Annotated in this window: 27 protein-coding genes; 16 read left to right on the top strand and 11 right to left on the bottom strand. The window is 41.1% G+C overall.

The window, feature by feature from the left end; translation table 11 throughout:
* The first annotated feature begins 105 nt into the window (after positions 1-105).
* From G498_RS0102750 to G498_RS0102735, 4 genes are all read left to right on the top strand, one after another.
* On the top strand, positions 106-558 hold the full coding sequence (locus G498_RS0102750) for a hypothetical protein (protein ID WP_026979742.1): 453 nt from the start codon (positions 106-108) through the stop codon (positions 556-558).
* A 109-nt stretch (positions 559-667) separates the two neighbouring features.
* The gene (gene rlmD, locus G498_RS0102745; RefSeq protein ID WP_026979741.1) at positions 668-2,083 is read left to right on the top strand and encodes a 23S rRNA (uracil(1939)-C(5))-methyltransferase RlmD; all 1,416 of its coding nucleotides are present in this window, start codon (positions 668-670) and stop codon (positions 2,081-2,083) included.
* A 12-nt stretch (positions 2,084-2,095) separates the two neighbouring features.
* Positions 2,096-2,599, top strand: a complete 504-nt coding sequence (locus G498_RS0102740) for a DUF6452 family protein (RefSeq protein ID WP_026979740.1) — start codon at positions 2,096-2,098, stop codon at positions 2,597-2,599.
* Positions 2,571-3,275: a DUF6048 family protein gene (locus G498_RS0102735; protein ID WP_026979739.1), complete on the top strand. Its 705-nt coding sequence runs from the start codon at positions 2,571-2,573 to the stop codon at positions 3,273-3,275. The genes G498_RS0102740 and G498_RS0102735 overlap by 29 nt, the downstream gene beginning before the upstream one ends.
* Before the next feature lie 40 nt (positions 3,276-3,315).
* Here G498_RS0102735 and G498_RS0102730 read toward each other — a convergent pair whose 3' ends face one another.
* Positions 3,316-3,549 (bottom strand): hypothetical protein, encoded by a 234-nt coding sequence (locus G498_RS0102730; protein WP_026979738.1) that lies wholly within the window; start codon positions 3,547-3,549, stop codon positions 3,316-3,318.
* Between the two features lie 47 nt (positions 3,550-3,596).
* On the bottom strand, positions 3,597-4,757 hold the full coding sequence (locus G498_RS0102725; RefSeq protein WP_026979737.1) for a THUMP domain-containing class I SAM-dependent RNA methyltransferase: 1,161 nt from the start codon (positions 4,755-4,757) through the stop codon (positions 3,597-3,599).
* Between the two features lie 98 nt (positions 4,758-4,855).
* Here G498_RS0102725 and G498_RS0102720 point away from each other — a divergent pair, with 98 nt between their 5' ends.
* The 11 genes from G498_RS0102720 (at position 4,856) to G498_RS0102670 (ending at position 12,041) form a co-directional block, all read left to right on the top strand.
* Complete coding sequence (locus tag G498_RS0102720) at positions 4,856-5,587, top strand: SAM-dependent methyltransferase (RefSeq protein ID WP_026979736.1); 732 nt, start codon at positions 4,856-4,858, stop codon at positions 5,585-5,587.
* Between the two features lie 4 nt (positions 5,588-5,591).
* Complete coding sequence (locus tag G498_RS0102715; protein ID WP_026979735.1) at positions 5,592-6,287, top strand: ZIP family metal transporter; 696 nt, start codon at positions 5,592-5,594, stop codon at positions 6,285-6,287.
* A 27-nt stretch (positions 6,288-6,314) separates the two neighbouring features.
* The gene (locus tag G498_RS0102710) at positions 6,315-6,695 is read left to right on the top strand and encodes a PH domain-containing protein (RefSeq protein WP_026979734.1); all 381 of its coding nucleotides are present in this window, start codon (positions 6,315-6,317) and stop codon (positions 6,693-6,695) included.
* Between the two features lie 3 nt (positions 6,696-6,698).
* Positions 6,699-7,511, top strand: coding sequence for an N-acetylmuramic acid 6-phosphate etherase (gene murQ / locus G498_RS0102705; RefSeq protein ID WP_026979733.1), 813 nt, complete (start codon positions 6,699-6,701; stop codon positions 7,509-7,511).
* A gap of 18 nt (positions 7,512-7,529) precedes the next feature.
* Positions 7,530-7,997 carry a hypothetical protein gene (locus G498_RS0102700; protein ID WP_131387652.1) on the top strand — a complete coding sequence of 156 codons (468 nt, stop codon included), beginning with the start codon at positions 7,530-7,532 and terminating at the stop codon, positions 7,995-7,997.
* Complete coding sequence (locus G498_RS0102695; RefSeq protein ID WP_026979731.1) at positions 7,998-8,225, top strand: DUF6095 family protein; 228 nt, start codon at positions 7,998-8,000, stop codon at positions 8,223-8,225. It begins immediately after the preceding gene.
* The gene (locus G498_RS0102690) at positions 8,212-8,787 is read left to right on the top strand and encodes a DUF1572 domain-containing protein (RefSeq protein WP_026979730.1); all 576 of its coding nucleotides are present in this window, start codon (positions 8,212-8,214) and stop codon (positions 8,785-8,787) included. The genes G498_RS0102695 and G498_RS0102690 overlap by 14 nt, the downstream gene beginning before the upstream one ends.
* The gene (locus G498_RS0102685; RefSeq protein ID WP_026979729.1) at positions 8,784-9,155 is read left to right on the top strand and encodes a hypothetical protein; all 372 of its coding nucleotides are present in this window, start codon (positions 8,784-8,786) and stop codon (positions 9,153-9,155) included. Before G498_RS0102690 ends, G498_RS0102685 begins: the two co-directional genes overlap by 4 nt.
* A gap of 34 nt (positions 9,156-9,189) precedes the next feature.
* Positions 9,190-9,960: a TerC family protein gene (locus G498_RS0102680; protein ID WP_026979728.1), complete on the top strand. Its 771-nt coding sequence runs from the start codon at positions 9,190-9,192 to the stop codon at positions 9,958-9,960.
* Between the two features lie 180 nt (positions 9,961-10,140).
* Positions 10,141-11,148: an NADPH-dependent aldehyde reductase Ahr gene (gene ahr / locus G498_RS0102675; RefSeq protein WP_026979727.1), complete on the top strand. Its 1,008-nt coding sequence runs from the start codon at positions 10,141-10,143 to the stop codon at positions 11,146-11,148.
* Positions 11,149-11,222: 74 nt separating this feature from the next.
* Positions 11,223-12,041: a cyclase family protein gene (locus G498_RS0102670; RefSeq protein WP_026979726.1), complete on the top strand. Its 819-nt coding sequence runs from the start codon at positions 11,223-11,225 to the stop codon at positions 12,039-12,041.
* A gap of 77 nt (positions 12,042-12,118) precedes the next feature.
* Here G498_RS0102670 and G498_RS0102665 read toward each other — a convergent pair whose 3' ends face one another.
* The 8 genes from G498_RS0102665 to ychF form a co-directional block, all read right to left on the bottom strand.
* Positions 12,119-14,830, bottom strand: coding sequence for a DNA gyrase/topoisomerase IV subunit A (locus G498_RS0102665; RefSeq protein ID WP_026979725.1), 2,712 nt, complete (start codon positions 14,828-14,830; stop codon positions 12,119-12,121).
* Between the two features lie 100 nt (positions 14,831-14,930).
* Positions 14,931-16,793 carry a DNA topoisomerase IV subunit B gene (locus G498_RS0102660; protein WP_026979724.1) on the bottom strand — a complete coding sequence of 621 codons (1,863 nt, stop codon included), beginning with the start codon at positions 16,791-16,793 and terminating at the stop codon, positions 14,931-14,933.
* 245 nt (positions 16,794-17,038) lie between these two features.
* Positions 17,039-17,722, bottom strand: a complete 684-nt coding sequence (locus G498_RS0102655; RefSeq protein ID WP_205619162.1) for a TIGR02117 family protein — start codon at positions 17,720-17,722, stop codon at positions 17,039-17,041.
* 69 nt (positions 17,723-17,791) lie between these two features.
* Positions 17,792-18,319, bottom strand: a complete 528-nt coding sequence (locus G498_RS0102650; RefSeq protein WP_026979722.1) for a GNAT family N-acetyltransferase — start codon at positions 18,317-18,319, stop codon at positions 17,792-17,794.
* A gap of 147 nt (positions 18,320-18,466) precedes the next feature.
* Positions 18,467-18,796 (bottom strand): hypothetical protein, encoded by a 330-nt coding sequence (locus G498_RS0102645; RefSeq protein WP_211227761.1) that lies wholly within the window; start codon positions 18,794-18,796, stop codon positions 18,467-18,469.
* A 168-nt stretch (positions 18,797-18,964) separates the two neighbouring features.
* Positions 18,965-19,444 carry a hypothetical protein gene (locus G498_RS0102640; RefSeq protein WP_026979720.1) on the bottom strand — a complete coding sequence of 160 codons (480 nt, stop codon included), beginning with the start codon at positions 19,442-19,444 and terminating at the stop codon, positions 18,965-18,967.
* 392 nt (positions 19,445-19,836) lie between these two features.
* Positions 19,837-20,364, bottom strand: coding sequence for an NADPH-dependent FMN reductase (locus G498_RS0102635; protein ID WP_026979719.1), 528 nt, complete (start codon positions 20,362-20,364; stop codon positions 19,837-19,839).
* Between the two features lie 180 nt (positions 20,365-20,544).
* Positions 20,545-21,639 (bottom strand): redox-regulated ATPase YchF, encoded by a 1,095-nt coding sequence (gene ychF, locus G498_RS0102630; protein ID WP_026979718.1) that lies wholly within the window; start codon positions 21,637-21,639, stop codon positions 20,545-20,547.
* Between the two features lie 232 nt (positions 21,640-21,871).
* Here ychF and G498_RS0102620 point away from each other — a divergent pair, with 232 nt between their 5' ends.
* Entirely contained in the window at positions 21,872-22,408 is a 537-nt protein-coding gene (locus G498_RS0102620; protein WP_026979716.1) for a hypothetical protein, read from the top strand.
* Between the two features lie 26 nt (positions 22,409-22,434).
* On the opposite strand, the gene G498_RS0102615 is transcribed toward G498_RS0102620, so the two are convergent.
* On the bottom strand, positions 22,435-22,884 hold the full coding sequence (locus tag G498_RS0102615) for a hypothetical protein (protein WP_026979715.1): 450 nt from the start codon (positions 22,882-22,884) through the stop codon (positions 22,435-22,437).
* Between the last annotated feature and the right edge of the window lie 33 nt (positions 22,885-22,917).

Raw genomic sequence — 22,917 nt, 5'->3', positions numbered from 1 at the left:
TAACGATTTTAATTTTAAGCACAACGATTTTAAGACTCCTAAAAACACATAAATCAATGATTATGAGTAACTTCATAACACGTTGAACCCCTAAAACTCGTTCTTATGAAAAAAATAATTTTATTTCTGGCATTTTTGTCGCTCGGCATTTTTTTATCGTGTTCGAGTGATGATGGTAATTCCGGTGAAAGTCCGGCGCCTCAAAACACCTTCACTACTAAGATTAACGGAGTTCAGAAAAACTTCTCAAACGTTCAGGTCGTTCCGGTTGTTTATCCCGATTATACCGATTTGGATGTAACGGCAACCATAGCAGGAAGTCCTCCAACCACATTGGTAATGAGCCTGGAGAAAGATAATGCAGAAGCCGGCAGCGTTTACTACTTTGCATATACTGAAAACGACATTTCATACGAATCAACAGAAACTTTTTCAGTTATCTTAACGCAAAATTCGGACAACAAGTTAAAAGGAACCTTTTCAGGAACTTTAGCTGACCCAGACGACCCTATGAATACAATTACTGTAACCGATGGTGTTTTTGATATTAAATATTGATTAACATATAAAAACAATTTTTCCAATACGTCTTTTTAAGGCGTATTTTTTTTATTAATATCTCATAAAAATAAACTTTCATTCTGTTTTGAATCCGTATTTTTGCGCCATGGGAAGAAAGAAAACAGACAAAATCGTATTCGAAAACGTAAAAGTCCTTGATGCAGGTGCAAAAGGCGTATCGGTAGCCAAAGCGCCCGATGGTAAAGTAATTTTTATTCCGAATGTAGTGCCGGGCGACGTGGTGGACGTGCAAACCTTCAAAAAACGCAAAGCCTATTACGAAGGAAAAGCCGTGAATTTTCATGAGTTTTCCGAACACCGCATTGACCCGATTTGTGAGCATTTCGGCGTTTGCGGCGGCTGCAAATGGCAAAACATGAAGTACGAACAGCAGTTGTTCTACAAAAATCAGGAAGTTTTCAATCATTTAAAGCGAATCGGTAAAGTGGAATTGCCGGAATTTGAGCCGATTTTAGGTTCCAAGGAGCAATTCTTCTACCGCAATAAAATGGAATTCGGTTTCTCGTCTTCACGATGGATGACTCAGGAAGAAATCGATTCCGAAGCAAAACTGGACAACAAAAATGCCGTTGGTTTCCACATCCCGAAAATGTGGGACAAGATTCTGGACATCAAAAAATGTCATCTGCAACAGGATCCTTCCAACGATATCCGCAACGAAATCCGCCGTTTTGCCAACGAGAATGGTTTGACATTTTTCAATCCGAGAGAAAATCACGGTTTGTTGCGTACTTTTATGATTCGTACCGCTTCAACCGGCGAAATCATGGTACTGATTCAGTTCTACGACAACGACAAAAAAGGCATCGAACTGATGATGAATTTCCTGTCGGAACGTTTCCCGGAAATCACCTCGTTGCAATATGTGATCAATCAGAAAGCCAATGATACCATTTACGATCAGGACATCATTCTTTTCAAAGGAAGGGATTATATTCTGGAGGAGATGGAAGGTCTGAACTTCAGCATCAATGCGAAATCGTTCTATCAGACGAATTCCGCGCAAGCCTATGAATTGTACTCCATTACCAGAGATTTTGCTGGCTTGACCGGAAATGAACTCGTATACGATTTATACACCGGAACCGGAACCATTGCGCAATTCGTTTCCAAAAAAGCGAAAAAAGTAATCGGTGTGGAAGCCGTTCCGGAAGCGATTGCTGATGCCAAAGAAAACGCGAAACGCAATAACATCACCAACTGTGAGTTCTTTGTGGGAGACATGAAAAATGTGTTCAACGACGAATTCATCAAAACGCACGGTCATCCGGATGTGATTATTACTGATCCGCCGCGCGATGGTATGCATGCCGATGTGGTTGGGCAAATTCTGAAAATCGCTCCTGAAAAAGTGGTGTATGTAAGTTGTAACTCGGCAACACAAGCCCGTGATTTGGCGTTGATGGACGGCATGTACAAAGTAACAAGAGTACGTCCGGTGGATATGTTCCCACAAACGCACCATGTGGAAAATGTTGTACTTTTGGAAAAAAGAAAGTAGATTTCAGAACAAATGAAAAAACTAAAAATAGTTGGCTTATCGCTTCTTCTTGCCAATTCCTTCTGGAGTTGTGAAAAGGACGACATCTGTGCGGAAGGAACGCCTACCACACCAAACGTAGTAATCGAATTTTACGATGCGGCCAATCCTACTACCCTTAAAACCGTAACCAATCTCGGCGTAATTGCCCCTGGATTTACGGAAGGTAACGGTCATAATGGTGTCAGTAAAATAACAATTCCGTTAAAAACGAATGAGGATGTAACCACTTTGCATTTTATTCAGAACGGAGCCGACGACGATACTTCAGATGACAATATCGATATTCTGACATTTAACTATGTGCGGGAAGATGTTTACATTTCAAGAGCCTGCGGATTCAAAACCCTTTTTCAGCTAAACGACGGCAGTCCGGTAGTAACCGATGGCGATGCAGGCCTTTGGATCCAATCGATAACGGTAGACCACTCCTATATTCAAAACGAAAATGAAACACACATTAAAATCTATTTTTAGCATGGCTTTGATGTTGGTTTCAGTATCAGCATTGGCACAGCAAAAAGAAAAAGACACTGTACAATCCGGCAAAACACAGCGTTATGGCGTTCGCGTTGGCGTCGATTTGCACCGATTGGCAAAATCTTTTTACGATGACAATTACAAAGGTTTTGAAATCGTCGGAGATTATCGCCTGACCAAAAAAATCTACCTCGCCGGAGAATTGGGCAACGAAAAGAAAACCGTGGAAGACGATCAGTTAAATTTCACCACGAAAGGCAGTTATTTCAAAGTTGGTTTCGATTACAACACCCACGAAAACTGGCTGGATCTGGAAAACATGATTTATGTAGGGATGCGCTACGGTGTGAGTTCGTTTTCTCAGGAACTGAACAGCTATACCATTTACAACACCAATCAGTATTTCGGACAAAACACAGTGATTTCCGGAAAAGAATACAGCGGTTTAACAGCCAGCTGGATTGAAGTAGTCGGCGGTGTAAAAGCAGAATTGTTCAACAACTTATACTTAGGTTTCTCAACAAGGTTAAACTATCTGGTTACCAACAAAAAACCGGACAATTTCGACAATTTGTTTATTCCGGGCTTTAACCGTACGTATGAAGGAAAATTCGGGGTTGGCTTTAACTATACACTGAGTTATTTCATCCCACTCTATAAAAGCAAAAAATAATCAAAAATCCCAAGTTCCGAAAAACTTGGGATTTTTTTTATTACTTAATCTCTTTAACGCCTTTAATAAAAAGCCATTTCATAAAAAGCTTCTCCCCTTCACTGGTTTGTACCGTCTGAAACTTTGGCGCCAATAAAGTGGCCACAACAAAAGCGGTTAACGGCAACCAGATTCCGGTTAAGTTGGTAAACATTTCGGCTACAATTCTGGTGATCACAAACAACAGCGCGAAACCGATAAAATTGTATAACAATCCTTTAGTTTTTAAAGTCATCTTCTGAAAGTTATGATTATAAGTTATAAGTTGAATCCTGAGACTGATTACTCTTTATTCTGAAATTTTGTTCGTTTACTGCCTTCGTACATTTCATATTTCACCAAACGCGCTTCCAGTTTTCCGTTGAACAATTTGATTTTTCTTGACGGTTTTAAGCCTACAAATTTCAAAGCTTCCAGATTAGCCGTGATAAACCACGCATTGGTTCCCGGATAACTTTGTTTCAGCGTGTCGCCTATTTCTCTGTAAAAACGCTCCATTTCAATATCCAGACGCTCACCGTACGGCGGATTGAACACCATGTGCAACGGTCCGCGGGTTTCTTTTTCGGTGTCGAAGAAATTGCGCTCGTAAATCTTCACGTATTCGTCCAGATTGGCATTTCGGATGTTGTCTTTCGCTTTCATTACGGCCGACGGCGCTTTATCGTAACCCGTAATCGTATAATGAAACTCTTTCACTTTCTTCATTAACGAATCCATGATTTGATCGAACAAGGCGTTATCCCAATCATTCCAACGCTCAAACGCAAACTCTTTTCTGTTGATATTTGCCGGAATATTACAGGCAATCATTGCTGCTTCTGCCAAAATAGTTCCCGAACCGCACATCGGATCGATGAAATCACCCTGTCCGTCCCAACCGGAAAGCAACAGCATACCTGCGGCTAAAACCTCATTAATCGGGGCAATATTCGTAGCCGTTTTGTAGCCACGATGGTGCAGCGAATCGCCGGAACTGTCCAAAGAAACCGAACATTGGTCGCGGTCGATGTGCACGTTGATGCGCAAATCCGGAAAGTCTTTATCAATATTCGGACGTTTGCCAAACTTCTCACGAAACTGATCCACAATAGCATCTTTTGTTTTCAGAGCCACAAACTGCGAATGGTTAAAATGATCGGAATGCAAGGTCACATCCACCACAAACGACTGATGTGCCGACAAATATTTCGACCAGTCAATTCCCTGAATACCGCGATAGAGACTTTGCTCGTTAAACGCTCTGAACTGGTAAATCGGTTTTAATATTTTTAAAGCGGTGCGCAAAGCGAGATTGGCTTTGTACATAAAACCTTTGTCGCCCACAAAACTTACCATTCGGGTTCCGGTTTCTATATTTTGAGCGCCCAATTGCGCTAATTCTTTTGCCAGTATTTCCTCGAAGCCAAATAAGGTTTTGGCAATCATTTTAAAATTCTCCATTTTCAATATTGTATAACGCAAGACAATCCGTATAAATCTGTGTTTGTATTGAATTGCATCGGCAAAAATACGTTAAATTTGTAGGCTAAATAAATTCTATGCAAAAAGATACTGCAAATTGGTTTGCCTCTTGGTTCGACACACCTTACTATCATATTTTATACAAAGACCGTGATTATGCCGAAGCCCAGCATTTCATGGACAACCTTACCCATTACTTAAATTTACCTGAAGATGCCAAAATTCTGGATTTAGCGTGCGGTAAAGGGCGTCATTCGGTCTATTTGAATCAATTAGGGTATGATGTTACCGGTGCCGATTTATCCGAAAACAGTATCGCAGCCGCTTCCGAATTTGCCAACGAGAAACTGCATTTCAAAGTACACGATATGCGTGAACCTTTCGAAGAAAAATTCGATGCGGTTTTCAATTTGTTTACCAGTTTCGGGTATTTTGAAAGTGACGACGACAATCTGACGACCTTAAAAGCCATCAGAGATAGTCTTACGGAATACGGATTTGCCGTAATCGACTTCATGAATGTGAACTACGTTATCAACAATTTGGTTCCGGAAGAAGTAAAAACGGTGGAAGGTATTGATTTTCACATTAAACGCTATGTAAAAGACAACCATATTTTCAAAGAAATTGATTTTGAAGATAAAGGTCAAAAATTTCATTTCACGGAAAAGGTAAAAGCCTTAACTTTAGACGATTTTGAACAGATGATGGAAGAAGCCGGAATTTTCCTTCTGGATGTTTTCGGCGATTACAAACTGCGCAAATTCTTTAAAAACGAATCGGAACGCTTAATCATGATTTTCAAATAGTATGATGATTTATCTGCTGCCTTTACTCTCGGTGCTTTTGGGTTATGTGATTGCCACTTTTTTCCGCCCAAAAAGCAAGAAAAACCTAAAACTGCTGCTGGCGTTCAGCGGTTCGTTTCTGCTGGCGCTGACGGTTTCGCATTTGTTACCGGCGGTATACGAATCATCACATGCGCACGATACAAGCGGACATGTGCATAACGGCGTTGGTTTTTTCATCATGTTCGGGATTATCTTCCAGATTGTCCTTGAATATTTTTCACAGGGAGCCGAACACGGACATGTGCACGGACACGACACCATGCACCACATTCCCTGGTCGCTGTTCATCAGTTTGTGTTTGCATGCCTTACTGGAAGGAATGCCGGTAAGCCATCACCAGGATTTGGCTTGGGGAATTGCCATTCATCATTTCCCGATTGCAGTCATCCTGACCACCTTTTTCAGCACTTCGCATCTTAACCGCAGTTCCATCTTAATTTTCATGCTCACCTTTGCCGCCATGACGCCGCTGGGTACGATAGCTTCGGAAAAACTGCCGTTCATCACCCATTATTACGCCGAAATCACCGCTTTTGTCATCGGAATCCTGTTTCACATTTCTTCGACGATTATTTTTGAAGCCAGTGAAGGACATAAATTCAACTTGGCGAAACTTTCAGCAATTATACTGGGAATTATTTTGGCTTACTTTATGTAAAATTTATATTTAATAAAAATTAAAATCATGGGAATATTCTCTGCTTTATTAGGAAATGCAGGTGCTGTAGACAAAGACACTTTAGTGAAAGACTACAGCAAATTATTAATTACTGGTGAAACGGTAGAATTAGGTTTTAAATTGATTCGCGATACTTTTATTTTTACGAACAAACGATTAATTTTAGTTGAAAAACAAGGACTTACAGGAAGTAAAATTGAGTACAAATCCATTACATACAAAAGTATAACACGTTTCAGCATTGAAACGGCCGGAACTTTCGATTTAGAAGCCGAATTAAAAATTTGGGTTTCAAGCGAAGCAAATCCGAGCATTGTAAAACAATTCAATAAATCTGTTAATGTTTATGATGTACAAAATGTATTGGCACATCATGTATTAGGCTAAATTATGGCATTTACAAAAACCACCGAACAATCCTCAAAATACGAGCATCTGGAAAAAATGTCGGTTCACGACTTGCTGACCAACATCAACAACGAAGATAAAACCGTTCCGTTAGCTGTAGAAAAAGCCATGCCACAAATTGAAGCATTGGTTTCTAAAGTGGTGGAACAAATGAAAAAAGGCGGCAGGTTGTTTTACATCGGAGCCGGAACTTCAGGACGTTTAGGAATTGTAGATGCTTCGGAATGCCCTCCTACTTTCGGTGTCCCGTTCGATTTAGTCATCGGATTGATTGCCGGCGGTGATACTGCCATTCGCAAAGCCGTGGAATTTGCTGAAGACGACAAAGAACAGGCCTGGAAGGATTTATCCGAATGGAACATTAACGAAAACGACGTAGTCATCGGAATAGCCGCATCCGGAACCACGCCTTACGTTGTCGGCGGACTGGAAAAATGCAACGAAAATAACATCACTACCGGCTGCATCTCCTGCAACGCCGGAAGCCCGTTGGCTCTAACCGCCAAATTCCCGATTGAAGTCGTGGTAGGCCCGGAATTCGTCACCGGAAGTTCCCGCATGAAAGCCGGAACCGCACAAAAATTAGTCCTGAACATGATTTCCACGGCAACCATGATTCAGCTGGGCCGTGTAAAAGGCAATAAAATGGTCGACATGCAACTGAGCAACGTAAAACTGATTGACCGCGGCGTTCGCATGATTATGGGCGAAATTCCGGTTTCCTACGAAGAAGCCAAAGCCTTACTGGAACAATACGGCAGCGTGCGCAAAGCGATAGACCATTATAACAAGTAACCAACTAACCTGACCATAATGAAAAAACTATTCACCCTGTTATCGTTTCTTTTTGTGATGTCTGCTTTTGCACAGAAAATCACCATGGAACGCGGCAAATTTTATGTAAAAGGAGAGCAAATCTCAACTTACGAGACCAAACAACTTTTAAAATCCAATTACGAAGCCAGTACTTTATTCAAAAAAGGAAAAACCAAAGAAGGTGTCGGCGGTTTTTTACTGGGTTTCGGAATTGCTATGGTGGCCGGTGATGCTGTAGTAGGCTTGGTTTCCGATACCGAATATCCTTCAGCAATGACCTACATCGGAAGTACCTCAATCATTGCTTCCATACCGGTATTGTCCGGAAGAACGAAAAAAATCAAACAGGCTATTGATGTTTACAACAATGGGCTGGAACCAACATTAGGCTATCAGAACAACAGCAGACTGGAAATGAATGTTGTGGCCAATTCCAACGGTTACGGTCTTCAAATACGATTTTAAATGAGTACCAACAAACAACTTTTGGTAAAAGGCATCCGTTACCTGGCTTTTGCTCTGCCGCTTATGTTTTTGGGACCGAGCGTAATTCACAGCTCTTTCAAAAATCAGGAACATCCGCTGTACATTCCCATTTTGGGTTTGGGCATTATTTTTTGCATGCTTTCAATCTTTTTGATGTTTAAAGGGATTCAAACCATAATGAAAAGTTTATTCGATGGAAAACAGTAACACTTATCTGCAAAGCAGTAAAAGGCTTTTCCTTTATTACAAAACTCTTGGGGAAAAAGCCATGGAACAGTTGGAAGAAGAACAGCTTTTTTTTGCGGCCAACGAAGACACCAACTCCATTGCCGTAATTGTACAGCATTTGTCCGGAAATATGCTGTCCCGCTGGACCGATTTTTTAACTTCCGACGGTGAAAAAGAATGGCGCAACCGCGACAGTGAGTTTGAATTGAACCTCAAGACCAGGGAAGAACTCCTCAAGGTTTGGGAAAAAGGCTGGAACTGTCTTTTCAAGGCATTGGATGACTTAACCGAAGCACAGCTCTCCCAAATCGTTTACATCCGCAACGAAGGCCATACGGTTTTAGATGCCATCAACAGGCAACTGGCACATTATCCGTACCACGTAGGACAAATGGTTTTTTATGCCAAAATGCTTAAGAAAACAGAATGGACAAGCCTTTCGATTCCCAAAAACAAATCAAACGACTACAACGCCGATAAATTTTCGAAAGAGAAAAGTACCAAACATTTTACCGACGACGAACTTAACAAACTGAAATGAAAAAGCTAAGCATACCCGCCATCCTTTTGGCGCTCACTTCCTGTTACCATCAGGAACGCAACTGCAAGGATTACCAAACCGGAACCTTTGAATTCGTTCAGGAAATTAACGGAAAGAAATCCAAATCCGTATTCGAGCGAAGAGATGACATCCAGATTGAAACTTTTAACGGAAAAACCGATACTGCTTCTGTTCGTTGGGTTAACGATTGTGAATTTGTGTTGCAGAAAATCCATCCGAAAAGCATGGTGGAGAAAAAAGCCATCAGCATGAAAATCCTGACTACCAACGAGAAAGGCTACACTTTTGAATACGGTTTCGTAGGTGATGCAAAAAAACAACGCGGTGCTGTAACAAAAATCGACTAACCTACGTTTAACAGCAAATCATTAACCTTACAAAATGGAAATATTTCTAAACCCAGACGCGTGGATTGCCTTGTTAACCTTAACCTTTCTTGAAATTGTTTTAGGTATCGATAACATCATTTTCATTTCAATTGTTACCGGAAAACTTCCGGAAGAAAAACGCAAAAAAGCCACCCGAATTGGTTTGTTTTTAGCCATGTTTATGCGTATCGGCTTATTGTTCGGGATTACACTGCTTATCGCCATGAAAGAACCGCTCTTTAGTATCGACTGGGGTTGGTTTAGCGCCCATTTCACCGGTCAGGCCTTAATTTTATTGGCCGGAGGTATTTTCCTGATTTATAAGAGCACCAAAGAAATTCATGAAAAAGTAGATCATAAAGGCGAAGAAGAAAAAGAGCTGAAAACCTCGGCAACCAAATCCTTCGGCAACGTAATTTTTCAGATTTTGTTAATCGATTTAATTTTCTCGGTAGACAGTATTTTAACCGCAGTGGGGATGACCAATGGTTTGGCAGGCGCTTTGTACATCATGATTACCGCTGTAGTCATTTCGGTTGGGATTATGATGTTGTTTGCTGTTCCGGTTGGTAATTTTGTGAACAAAAACCCTTCCATTCAGATTTTAGGACTGGCTTTCCTGATCTTAATCGGATTCATGCTGATGACAGAAAGCATGCACTTATCAGAAGCTTCCTTAGCCGGACAACACGTAGGCGCAGTTCCAAAAGGATACTTATATTTTGCCATTGCTTTTTCCTTGGCTGTAGAATTCTTAAACATGAAAATGCGAAAGAAAAACTAATTCCTGATACTAAAACTTTTATCCGGAGTGTTCCGTTATAAAATCCCGTTCTTAAACGGGATTTTTTTTGCATTTATCTAATTTACAACAACTTAAAACTGCTCTTCGATAAAAACCTTTACCTTTAAATTCCGAATCTGAAACTTGACTATCAAAATTGTACAACTAAAAGCAATTACGATGAGAACAGTACAAGCTTTTGCGGTTAAAGAGCCGAATGGTTCCTTTGAAAAATTCACCTATACGTTACCCGAACCCGGAAGCGAACAAGTCGACATCAAAGTACTGTATTGCGGGGTTTGCCATTCCGATCTGAGCATGGTTAACAACGAATGGGGCCAAACGCAATATCCCATAGTTCCCGGTCATGAAATAGTCGGCGAAATTGTAGCGGTAGGAAACGAAGTCAAGAACGTAAAAGTGGGTGACAAAGTAGGTTTAGGCTGGTATTCCGAATCCTGTATGCACTGTCATGAGTGCATGGACGGCAGCCACAATTTATGCCGCAATGCCGAACAAACCATCGTGGGCCGTCACGGCGGTTTTGCGGATTACGTCAGAGCGCATTGGTCGTGGGCGATTCCGTTACCAAAAGATATTGATATGGCTAAAGCAGGACCTTTACTCTGCGGCGGCATTACGGTTTTCAACCCGATTATCATCTCCGGCGTAAAACCGACAGACAAAGTTGGCGTAATCGGAATCGGAGGTTTAGGCCACATGGCGCTTAAATTCTTAAAACACTGGGGCTGCGAAGTTATTGCATTCAGTTCCAATCCGGATAAAAAAGCAGAAATATTGGCTATGGGCGCCACAAAAGTTATCGATTCCCGAAACCCGGCGGAACTGGAAAGCATTAAAGGACAGCTCAACTTTATCTTAAACACGACCAATGTAACCCTCGACTGGAATGCTTATTTGGGCACTTTGGCTCCAAAAGGGAAATTACACAACGTGGGTGCAGTTTTAGAACCCATGGCAATTCCTGCGTTTACCTTAATTGGCGGTCAGAAAAGTGTTGGCGGAAGTCCGTTGGGAAGTCCGGCGTTAACCCAGACCATGCTAGAATTCTGCGTGCGACATAACATTTATCCTATTGTAGAAGAATTTCCCATGGAAAAAGTAAACGAAGCGTTTCAGCATCTGGTAAGCGGTAAAGCACGATTCCGGATTGTTTTAAAAAACTGATTGTACAGGTGAAAATCCTCAGTGCAACTTCTTACGTCAACAAAATGCGGTAACATTTTACTAATACTAATCTTATGAAGTATTTTATTTTTGCATCGCTTTTACTGGGTTTATCCTCTTGTGTGGAGTCCGAAAAAAAGCAAACCCTTTCGGAACTGCTGGCCGCCGGCAAATGGATTGACCTTACCTACGACTTTTCGGAGACAACCATCTACTGGCCCAACAACCCGACAGGTTTTCAGCTGAAGACACAGTTCAACGGCATGACTGCCGGCGGTTACTTTTATGCTTCCAATGAATTTTACACGCCCGAACACGGCGGCACGCACCTCGACGCTCCTATTCATTTCGCAAAAGGCAAGTGGAGCGCAGACCAGATTCCGTTAGAACGTCTTAACGGTAATGCCATCCTGATTGACATCCGCGCAAAAGCCCAAAACAATGCCGATTATCAGATTAGTATTTCAGATGTGGAAGCATGGGAAAAAAATCACGGCAACATTCCGGAAGGCTCTTTCGTGTTGTTCCGCACCGGTTGGGGCAAATTCTACCCTGATAAAGCTAAATATTTAGGTACTGCCGTCAAAGGAGAAGCAGCGATTCCGCACCTGCATTTTCCCGGTATCGATCCTGTGCTTGCAACTTGGCTTGTAAAAAACAGAACAATCAAAGCTGTGGGGATCGATACACCCAGCATTGATTACGGACAGTCGAAAGATTTTAAAACCCATCAAATCCTATGTGCCGAAAATATTCTGGGTTTTGAAAACCTTGCCAACCTTCAGGAATTACCGGAAATCGGAATATACCTTATCGCCCTCCCGATGAAAATAAAAGACGGCACCGGCGGCCCCTTAAGAATAATCGCCTGGGTGGAAAATCCGGCAAATTAACGCTGCTGCAGAAGTATTTTTAAAATAATAATTCCATAAAAAAGAGGATATCTGTATTGAAATCCTCCTTTTAATTGCTATTCTAACGTTAAGGTAATCTGACCGTCATCGTCTAAACTGATGTTGTAATCCGTCAAATCCGTGCCTTCTTCACCCGAGTCCTGATTCACTTCAATTTCTTCCGGAATCACTTCGATTGGTTCTTCAAACGGAAGCGGGTCTAACAGATTTACCTGTTTCAGTTTATCGGTCGTCAGTTGGTTTCCTAAGGCTTTGATGCCTTTTACCGCGATGAACTGCTCCATATCAACGGTTTGGTTCTCCTTCTGAACACCTTTGTTTTTAGCGAATACTAATTCCGCTACCGGACGCCAATCGGTGGAAACAATTTCCAGCTGCGACTTTTCGTGTTCGGTGATAAAGATTTCCTCCTTGTTTTCATTCTCCACCAGGAAACGTTTGATGAAATAACGTTCTTTCTCCCCGTCGTAATAAATGGCGGAAATCGGTTTCTTCGGATACCATTTTTCAAGGATGATCATGTCTTCGTCGAAATGCGTGGTCAGTTCCGGAATAATCGTTTTCAGTTTACCGGATTGGTTGATGATCAGCAAACGGTCGTTCGGACGGAATTCGCCTAAAAGTTCTCCCCTGCCGTCAACATTCAAACGCTGGACGGTATCATCGAACCAAATCTTACGAGGTCTTAAAGTTGAAATCCCTTTCTCTTTCAGTTCTATTTTCTTGATCGGATATTTCGAAACGGTATTTCCTTTGGAAGCACGTCCTTTGATGGCAATGTCGGCAAAATCCACGTCCCATTTCAGTTTCTTCACGCTGCCCACCTGACGCAGTAAAATCGTAACGACTTCTGCTTCACCATTCGGGTTATGTGAAAAATACAATACCTGTGAACCCGGCTTTTCCTGAGTTAAATCATAGGCTTTGTCACGAGTTACTCCCGATACGTTAAAACGTTTTATAAACGATGATCCTGATTTTCCGTCGCGGTAAATCATGTTGTAAATGGTGCGTTTATCGTTCTTATCGAAAACGGCTACGTGAATAATATCTTTCCCGACGAATTTCTTTTCATCCACTTTGGAAATCATCATTTTACCGTCGCGCAGGAATACAATCACGTCGTCGATATCGGAACAATCGGCTACGTATTCGTCTTTTTTCAGTCCGGTTCCTATGAAACCCTCTTCGCGGTTGACGTATAATTTTGTATTTCGCAAAACCACTTTCGTCGCTTCAATGGTATCGAAATTGCGGATTTCCGTCTGACGTTCGCGGCCTTTTCCGTACTTCTCTTTCAGTTTGTTAAAATAGTCGATGGCGAATTCGATCAGATGTTCCAGATGATGTTTTACCTGCGCCATTTCATCTTCCAGTTTCGCAATCAGTTCATCGGCTTTGTCGGAGTCGAAACGCGTGATACGAATCATCGGAATCTGCGTTAATTTCTGCAGATCTTCATCGACAATCTCTCGCATCAGTACTTTTTTGAACGGCTCGAAACGCTTGTACATGTATTCGAATAACGATTCTTTATCGGAATACAGTTTAAAGTCGATGTACATTTCCTCGCGAATGAAAATCTTCTCAAGTGTAGAAAAATGCCATTTCGTTTCCAGTTCCTGCAACTGAATTTCCAGTTCCTGACGCAACAAATCCACCGTTCGGTTCGTGGAGATTTTCAGCATGTCGGAAACCCCGATAAACAACGGCTTATGGTTCTGAATCACACAGCCCAGCGGCGCTATAGACGTTTCACAGGCCGTAAAAGCATAAAGTGCATCGATGGTTTTATCCGGAGAAACGCCCGGCGGAAGATGAATTAAGATTTCTACCTCAGCGGCCGTATTGTCTTCAATTTTCTTGATTTTGATTTTTCCTTTGTCGTTCGCTTTCAGAATACTGTCAATCAGTGTTGATGTATTGGTTGAAAACGGAATCTGGGTAATGACCAGCGTTTGCTTGTCCAACTGGGAAATCTTCGCACGCACACGAACCCGTCCGCCGCGCATTCCGTCGTTGTAATTGGAAACATCGGCAATACCGGCCGTCGGAAAATCCGGAAATAAGGTAAACGGTTTCCCTTTTAATATTTTGATCGACGCATCGATTAATTCATTGAAATTGTGCGGTAAAATTTTTGTAGACAAACCAACGGCAATCCCTTCTCCTCCCTGCGCTAACAGCAACGGGAATTTTACCGGAAGATTGATGGGTTCCGGACGACGACCGTCATAGGAAACACCCCATTCTGTAATTTTTGGGGAATACAGCACATCCAAGGCAAATTTGCTCAAACGCGCCTCGATGTATCGGGAAGCCGCAGCCCCGTCACCGGTTAAAATATTTCCCCAGTTCCCCTGACAGTCAATCAGTAAATCCTTCTGACCGATTTGTACCATTGCATCTCCGATACTCGCATCCCCGTGCGGGTGATACTGCATGGTGTGCCCGACCACGTTCGCCACTTTGTTGTAACGACCGTCGTCTAACTCTTTCATCGAGTGCATGATACGGCGCTGTACCGGTTTAAAACCGTCTTCAATAGCAGGCACGGCACGCTCCAGGATTACGTAAGAAGCATAATCCAGGAACCAATCCTTGTACATACCGGTTACTTTGGTAATGGTATCCTCGGGATTTTGTTCTTCAGAATCGTAAAAATGCTCACCTTCAAAATGACCTTCTTCTGAACTGTTTTCTTCAGAATGGTTTTCGTCACGCGGTGTTAATTCCTCTTCGTTTATATTTTCGTTTTCTTCGCTCATAAAATAGTTAACAGTATTCAGTTAACAGTTGACAGTTATATCTAAACTCTTGCTTCTTATCCCTTATCCCTTGTCCCTTGTCCCTTTTCACTTCTCACACCTAACTCGAAAACTCCTCCACCGTATCCAACTCCACTTTCAGGTTCTTGATAATGAAATCCTGACGGTCCGGCGTGTTTTTCCCCATATAGAATTCCAATAAGGTTTCAATAGAAGTTGCTTTGTCCAGCATCACCGGATCCAAGCGGATGTCTTCTCCGATGAAGTGTTTGAACTCGTCTGGTGAAATCTCTCCCAATCCCTTGAATCGGGTAATTTCCGGTTTTGGTTTCAGTTCTTCGATGGCATCAATGCGCTCCTGTTCGCTGTAACAGTAAATGGTTTTCTTCTTGTTTCTCACACGGAAAAGCGGCGTCTGTAAAATATACAAATGCCCTTCCTTGATTAATTCCGGAAAGAATTGCAGGAAAAACGTAATCAATAACAAACGAATGTGCATTCCGTCGACATCGGCATCGGTGGCGATTACGATATTGTTGTAACGCAGGTTTTCCATGTCTTCTTCGATGTCCAGCGCCGCCTGAAGCAGGTTGAATTCTTCGTTTTCGTACACAATCTTCTTGGTCATCCCGTACGAGTTCAGAGGCTTACCGCGCAAACTGAAAACCGCCTGCGTGTTCACATCCCGCGATTTGGTAATCGATCCGGACGCAGAATCTCCCTCGGTGATGAAAAGCGTACTTTCCAAGCTTCGCGGGTTTTTGGCATCGGTTAAATGGACACGGCAATCGCGCAGTTTTTTATTGTGAAGACTCGCTTTTTTGGCCCGGTCTCTCGCTAATTTACGGATTCCGGAAAGTTCCTTGCGCTCGCGTTCCGCCTGAAGAATTTTCTTCAGTAAGGCATCGGCGATTTCGGGATTTTTATGCAAAAAGTTGTCTAAATTGGTCTTGATGAAATCGTTAACAAACGTACGGACGGAAGCCAGTCCCGGCCCCATTTCGGTAGAACCCAGTTTGGTTTTGGTCTGCGATTCGAAAACCGGTTCTTCCACTTTTACGGAAATCGCGGAAACAATCGATTTTCGGATATCCGATGCTTCAAAATTCTTATTGTAAAACTCTTTTACGGTTTTTACCACCGCTTCACGGAAAGCGCCTAAGTGCGTTCCGCCCTGCGTGGTGTTCTGTCCGTTTACAAACGAGTAATATTCTTCGGAATACTGCGTTTTACTGTGGGTTAAGGCTACTTCGATATCGTCGCCTTTTAAGTGGATAATCGGATAGACCATGTCCTCCTCGGTAATCGTTTCTTCCAGCAAATCTTTTAAACCATTGTCGGAAAAGAACTTTTCGCCGTTGTAGATGATGGTTAAACCAGTGTTCAGGTAGCAATAGTTTTTCAGCATTCGGACAATGTACTCGTTTCGGTACTTGTAATGCTTGAAAATGGTATCGTCGGCAATGAAAGTTACTTTGGTTCCTTTGCGCTTGGTGGTTTCCTGAATGTCTTCTTCAAGGGTAAGATTTCCGGCTGAAAACTCCGCCGCTTTCTGCTGGTTGTCCCGAACGGATTCCACACGGAAAAACGTCGAAAGCGCATTCACCGCCTTGGTTCCCACCCCGTTCAGACCCACAGATTTCTTAAATGCTTTGGAGTCGTACTTTCCTCCCGTGTTCATCTTCGACACCACATCCACCACTTTTCCTAACGGAATCCCGCGACCGTAATCGCGAACGGTAACGGTTTTGTCTTTTACCGTAACTTCGATGGTTTTGCCGGCGCCCATTACAAACTCGTCGATACAGTTATCCAATACCTCTTTCAGAAGGATATAGATACCGTCATCGGGTGAAGAACCGTCGCCTAACTTTCCGATATACATCCCGGGACGCATACGGATATGCTCTTTCCAGTCGAGGGAACGGATATTGTCTTCGGTGTACTGATTTTGCTCTAGCATATAGAATTTTTGGAATTTCTGCTAAAATAAGGGAAATCAACCGGATTTAAAAGAGGTTTGATGCAAAGTTATTGACAATGAAATTAGTAAAGGGATTAGGACTTAGGGATGAGGGATAAGGGACAAGAAACTGGAAATATGAAAAATCCTTGTTTTGCTATTAGCCATTCTTCACTTTTCACTTTTCACTTTTCACTTTTCACTTTTCACTTTTCACTTTTCACTTTTTACTTCTCACTCAAAACTCACTCATAATGCCTCAAAATCCCCTTGTCATACACCGTCCACAAACAAGCTTTCTGATTCGCGGCTTTTAATGCGCTGTTGGTCCAGGTGTTGCAGGTGTAAAACAGATTGTAGCGGCCTTTGGCTTCGTAAAAAGCATCGTGGTTGCCGTAAACCGCATCGGTTTCTATTTTCATGATTTTGTCGTTTTCGGTCTGAAAGGAATCCTGAATAAAGGCAATCAGTTGTTGGTACTGTTTTTCTGTAATGGTGATTTTTTTGCACTGTTTGTCTTCCTTCATTCGCTTGTAAAAAGTACAGTGCATGGCGGAGGTACTTAAACCCGATGCCGCATTAAAAGCCGTAGAAAATTTCAGGTCCGCCCAGGTGGGTGTATTGAGGTAAAATCCTTTGTCGCCCCAACCGAATGCTAAATATTTAGCCGTAGTGTCTTGGGCTTTGGTGTGTCGGAATTGTACTTTTTCCGACCAGTCAATGATTTGGTTTTTTACCGGGACAACCACATCGGTATGAACACCGTTGGATAACAGGTAAATTTCGATGCCTGCTTCCGGTTTGGTAACATCAGCATTTACCGGGATTCTTGACAATATCAGCACAGCTACCACATAAAGAATTGCAAATGTAGTAATGCCCAACAGGGTTTTCAGGAGGAGTTTTAAAGATTTTTTCAGGAGTTTCATGGGTGGCTTTTTGATTTGCTGCGCAATTATTAAGCCATTTTTTCTCTTTTTCTTTTAAACCTCTCAAATTTATTGCGGTTGGTCTATTGTCAATCGGAATAAAACCAAATCCGGATGTTCAGCCTCATGGTTTCCCAAATAGTTGAAGTTTAATTTTTTAAGAAGGCTTACCGAACCCTGATTGTCTTTATGGGTTACCGCTTCAACATCTCTTATTCCAAGGGTTTCATCGGCATATTGAATAACTTTCTTCGCGGCTTCCATCATAATACCATGCCCCTGAAATTCTGTTAGGAGTTCATAGCCGATTTCACATCGGCTGGTGTCTTGTACAAAGTCGAACAGACAAATTGTGCCGATTAGTTTTTCTTCACCGGTTTGGGTAATTGCCCAATAAAACGTATCGTCGCTTTCAAGAATAGCCTTGATGAAATTTAAAGCGTCTTCTGTTGTTTGGCTGGGCTTTCGGTCAAGAAATTTATTTATTTCCCTGTCGGAACGCAGCCGGAAAATCTCCGAAGAATCAGCCGCCGAGAGTTGCCGAAGCGTTAACCTTTCTGTAAATAATGTCGGGAAATTTTTCGTTGCTGTACTCATGTTGTTTGATGGGTTGGTGGTTTTTTTAGTGGTTTTTTTGGTGGTTTTTATAAATATACTGAAAAGTTTAAAGTACAAGCACTGGCTCTTCCTGATATACACTACCTACCATTTTATATAAAAACCGCTGTTAACAGATGTTGTAAGTTAATTAAGTGAATTTATAATTTTCCAAATAGTCATGGCCAATATCATACCTATAAACAGAGCAGCGCTGATAATTTTATAAGCTCCTATTTGTCTTTTCTTAATTAAGATGTCCTCATCATTTGTTGTTTCATATAATTTATCATAATCAATTTCTTTGAAAAACCAGTTTCCATCAAATTGATTATAATAATCCCAGCTTGTAATCTTTTTGCCTATTTCTACGTGCTTGTATATAATGCTTTTTTTCATCAGAATTATTTTCGTAACACAAAGCAGCAGCATAAAACCCGCAATAAGAACAAATATAACTAAAGCTTCTTTCATCAAAATTTTTACGGTTGGCAAACAATGTCTGCTAAAGTCGTTTAAGGCTTAGCCGTTGTTGCGGCAATTTATGAAAAAATATGCTATGAAATAGCAGCTCCAAAATCCGCAGGATTTTTCTTTTCATAGCTAAACCAGTAATGCAGCTAAACCACTGTTAGCCGCTGGTTTTTATTCTATATCTATTTCAAAAATTTTATTGAACTTTTGCACTAATTTTTTTTTCTCATGTTTTAACTGCCATCTTGAATAAAAGAAGCCCAAAGCAATTAATGAATTAAATATAATGTATGCTATATCTGGTACATTTTTTAAATCAAAATATAAAAAACTATTAAACCCAATTAATAAGACTAGTGGAAAATATTTCATTACAACAATATATGTTTTGCTTAATGGAATAACAGCATAATTTAGTTTAAGCATTCCGCTTACATTTTGATATTCTCCATTAAGAATATAAATAGGAGAAATGAAATTAGAGTTTAGCATAAGTCGAAAAGTTGTATCATCAAATTTGCCATAAAAACATTTTGAATTTGGAAAAAATATTGAAAACATTCCTAACTCTCTTTTAAAATGAAGAAGACCAATTTTTGTATTGGACTTTAACCTATTTCTAAATTCTAATATACTAATTCGTGATGTCATTTAGTTTGTTTTTTTTTGAACGCTGCGATAAATCATCAGCCAACTTGTAAATATGCATACCTAAAAGACCTTTAAACCAAGAGCTTATTCAAAGCACACAACCACCCAAACATAACCATAAAAAACAACTCCCACAATCACTAAATTTAGTGATATTTAAAAAGTTTATTTATAGCAACGTGGCTTCGAGGACCTCAGCCACTGTACAGAAACCCCAAAAAACTTTTGTGACAAAAAAATAATTTTCAAAAAAAAGTCACACTTTCTGTGACTTAAAAAAAAATATTTTAAAAAAGTCACAAAAAGCGTGACTAAAAAAATTTTTTTTCAAAAATAGTCACAAACAAAAAAGCACTCAATTACAAGTGCTTCCTTATAACTGTTTTAAAAATTTAAAAACTAAATTTCTTTACAATATCTCTTATCTCATTATCCAAAACCCCATCGGATATTTTCATATTTTCCACATCGAAAGTATCATTAAAACTGGGCAATGAAAACGTTGCCAGCACATTGGCACCGTAGCGCGGGAATGCATTTTTGGCAATTTCCAAAACGGATGCGCCGCCTCTGCCACCGGGTGAGGTAGCCATTAACAGCATCGGTTTCTGCTGAAAGACTTTTGGAGCAATGCGTGAAGCCCAGTCGTACAGATTTTTAAACGCTGCGGAATAATTCCCGTTGTTCTCTGCCAAAGAAACCACCAGCAAATCCGCCGAGGCTATTTTATCCAGAAACTGTTGCGCCAACGGATGCTGCCCGATTTCCTTCTCTAAATCGACACTGAACAGCGGCATGGCAAAATCGTTTAAATCCAATACCTCCACTTCATAACCTTCAAAAAGATGCGAAACGTAAGTAGCTAATTTTTTATTGATGGAATTTCGGCTGTTACTGCCTCCAAATGCTATAATTTTCATGTATGAAACGATTTAAATTCGCCTAAAAGTACTAAAAAAATCCAACCACAAATGCACGAATATTTTCAGCCTGTTTAAAAGATTCGTAAATTAATCTATTTTCATAATCTGCGAATCTGCGGTAAATAAAAAAGCGAAACATCACTGCCTCGCTTTTCTGTTCTCATTAAATATTTTCAATTACACGTTAAAACGGAAATGCATCACATCTCCATCCTTCACAACGTATTCTTTTCCTTCCACTCTCAGTTTTCCGGCTTCTTTCACTTTAGCCTCCGAACCGTAGTTGGAAAAATCTTCGAAGGCAATCACTTCCGCACGGATGAAACCTTTTTCGAAATCGGTGTGGATGACTCCGGCTGCTTTTGGTGCCGTATCTCCGATATTGATTGTCCAGGCGCGAACTTCTTTCACTCCGGCTGTAAAATACGTTTGTAATTTCAACAGTTTGTAAGCCGCGCGAATTAAAACGGCTGAACCCGGTTCTTTCAGGCCTAAATCCTGTAAAAACATCTGGCGCTCTTCGTAACTTTCCAATTCGTTGATGTCGGCCTCTGCGCCCACCGAAAGTACAATTACTTCGGCATCTTCGTCTTTTACCAACTCGCGAACCTGATCTACATATTTGTTTCCGTTTACGGCCGAAGCTTCGTCTACGTTACATACATACAATACCGGTTTAGCCGTAATCAGCTGAAAGCTTTCCATCAATTCTTCTTCATCCTGATTGTTAAGTGCAACCGTACGTGCTGATTTTGCATTCAACAAGGTTTCTTTGATTCGGTTTAATAAGGCTTGTTCGGCTAACGCTTCTTTGTTACCTACTTTTGCCGCCTTGTTTGCTTTCTCTAGACGTTTTTCAACGGTTTCAAGGTCTTTTAACTGCAACTCGATATCGATGGTTTCTTTGTCGCGGATCGGGTTTACGTTTCCGTCTACGTGCACGATGTTATCGTTATCAAAACAACGCAACACGTGAATGATCGCATTACACTCGCGGATGTTACCCAAAAACTGGTTCCCCAAACCTTCCCCTTTACTGGCGCCTTTTACCAAACCGGCGATATCCACGATGTCTACGGTAGCCATTTGCACGCGCTCCGGTTTTACCAGTTCTTCCAGACGGGCAATACGCGGATCCGGTACGTTTACCACCCCGATATTTGGCTCAATGGTACAGAACGGGAAGTTCGCACTCTGCGCTTTGGCATTCGACAAACAATTAAATAAGGTTGATTTCCCAACATTCGGTAATCCTACAATTCCTGCTTTCATTTTAGTATGCGTTTACAGCCAACTTTTTAAGTTAACCGATTAGAGTTCTTGTTTTTAAAAGTGTGCAAATATACGTTATTCTTCTCAAGTTTAAAACCGAATTTAATAGGGCGTTCTTCCACAGCAAAAGCAGCGGAAATGCAAAAGATATAAGCATTTAACGAAATTATGTAAAAGCATTGCTGCAGAAGGGTGTAACTTTGTAACATACTAATCATAAAACAGTTACATTATGAAAACTACATTCTTAACATTGTTAGCCCTATTCGTATCTGTAAACTGTCTGGCACAAAACAAGAATGTGCAACAGGAAGTAAAAACCACCGTGACCACCATTAAAGATTCTGACGGGGAACGAAAAATCGTAAAAAAAGAAAAAATAAACGAAGTACAGGATATCGAATTAAAAGATGCCGAATCCAAAACGCTGAATAAAGAAATGAAAGAAACTCCGGTACAGGTTACCGCCACCACAGAAGTTACGGTAGACGGCGTTACCCGAACCGTAGACGTGGACCGCTCCGCCTACTATCTTTTAAACGGACAGAAATACCAAATCGCTGTGGACAAAGCCGGTTATACCATGACCTTACCCGACAGCAAACGCCTGGCCCTGTTGCGAAAAACATCCAACAACAACTATCTGTACATCAATAAGAATAAAGTATCCGTAGGCTATTTCGATAAAGACGGCAATCTGATTCTGGAAACCTACGACGATAAAAATGATAAAATGACGCTGGAAAAATTTGAATTGGTTAAACCCTGAAAAAAGCTGCCGGATGGCAGCTTTTTTTATTTCCAGGTTCTTATTTTCGGCTTTCTTTCAGGTAATACAAGTCCCAATAGCATAGTACCGAATATAAGAATCAGCAATCCATACAATAAATCGCGTTCCGTAAACCAGAAAAGAAACAAAGAATTCAAGTATAACTCGTCGGTCTTTTCATCTATTAAAACGGTTACTTTATCATTACTGTCCAATCCAAGATAGCGATTATCCCAATCTTCTCGGGTAAACCTTTTTGTCGTGCCCTTAATTTGTGCTTCCACTATGGGCGTTCTGTATGTCTCATAACTCACGTTCTCGCCTCCGGACCTGCTTCGGGTAACTACTTTTGAAGTAAAAAATTCAAACGCCACAACCTTACCCGTGGTTTTACCAAAAGACAAATAACGAATAGCTTTGTACCCGAAATTTACACTGAGCAACAGCAACAATATGATTAAAAAGATTCGCTTCATAAAATCAAAAAACCTCAGCTTTAACTGAGGTTT

This window comes from Flavobacterium suncheonense GH29-5 = DSM 17707 (genome assembly GCF_000430025.1).
Classification (GTDB): Bacteria; Bacteroidota; Bacteroidia; order Flavobacteriales; family Flavobacteriaceae; genus Flavobacterium; species Flavobacterium suncheonense.
This window is presented reverse-complemented; position numbering and strand designations above follow the sequence as displayed.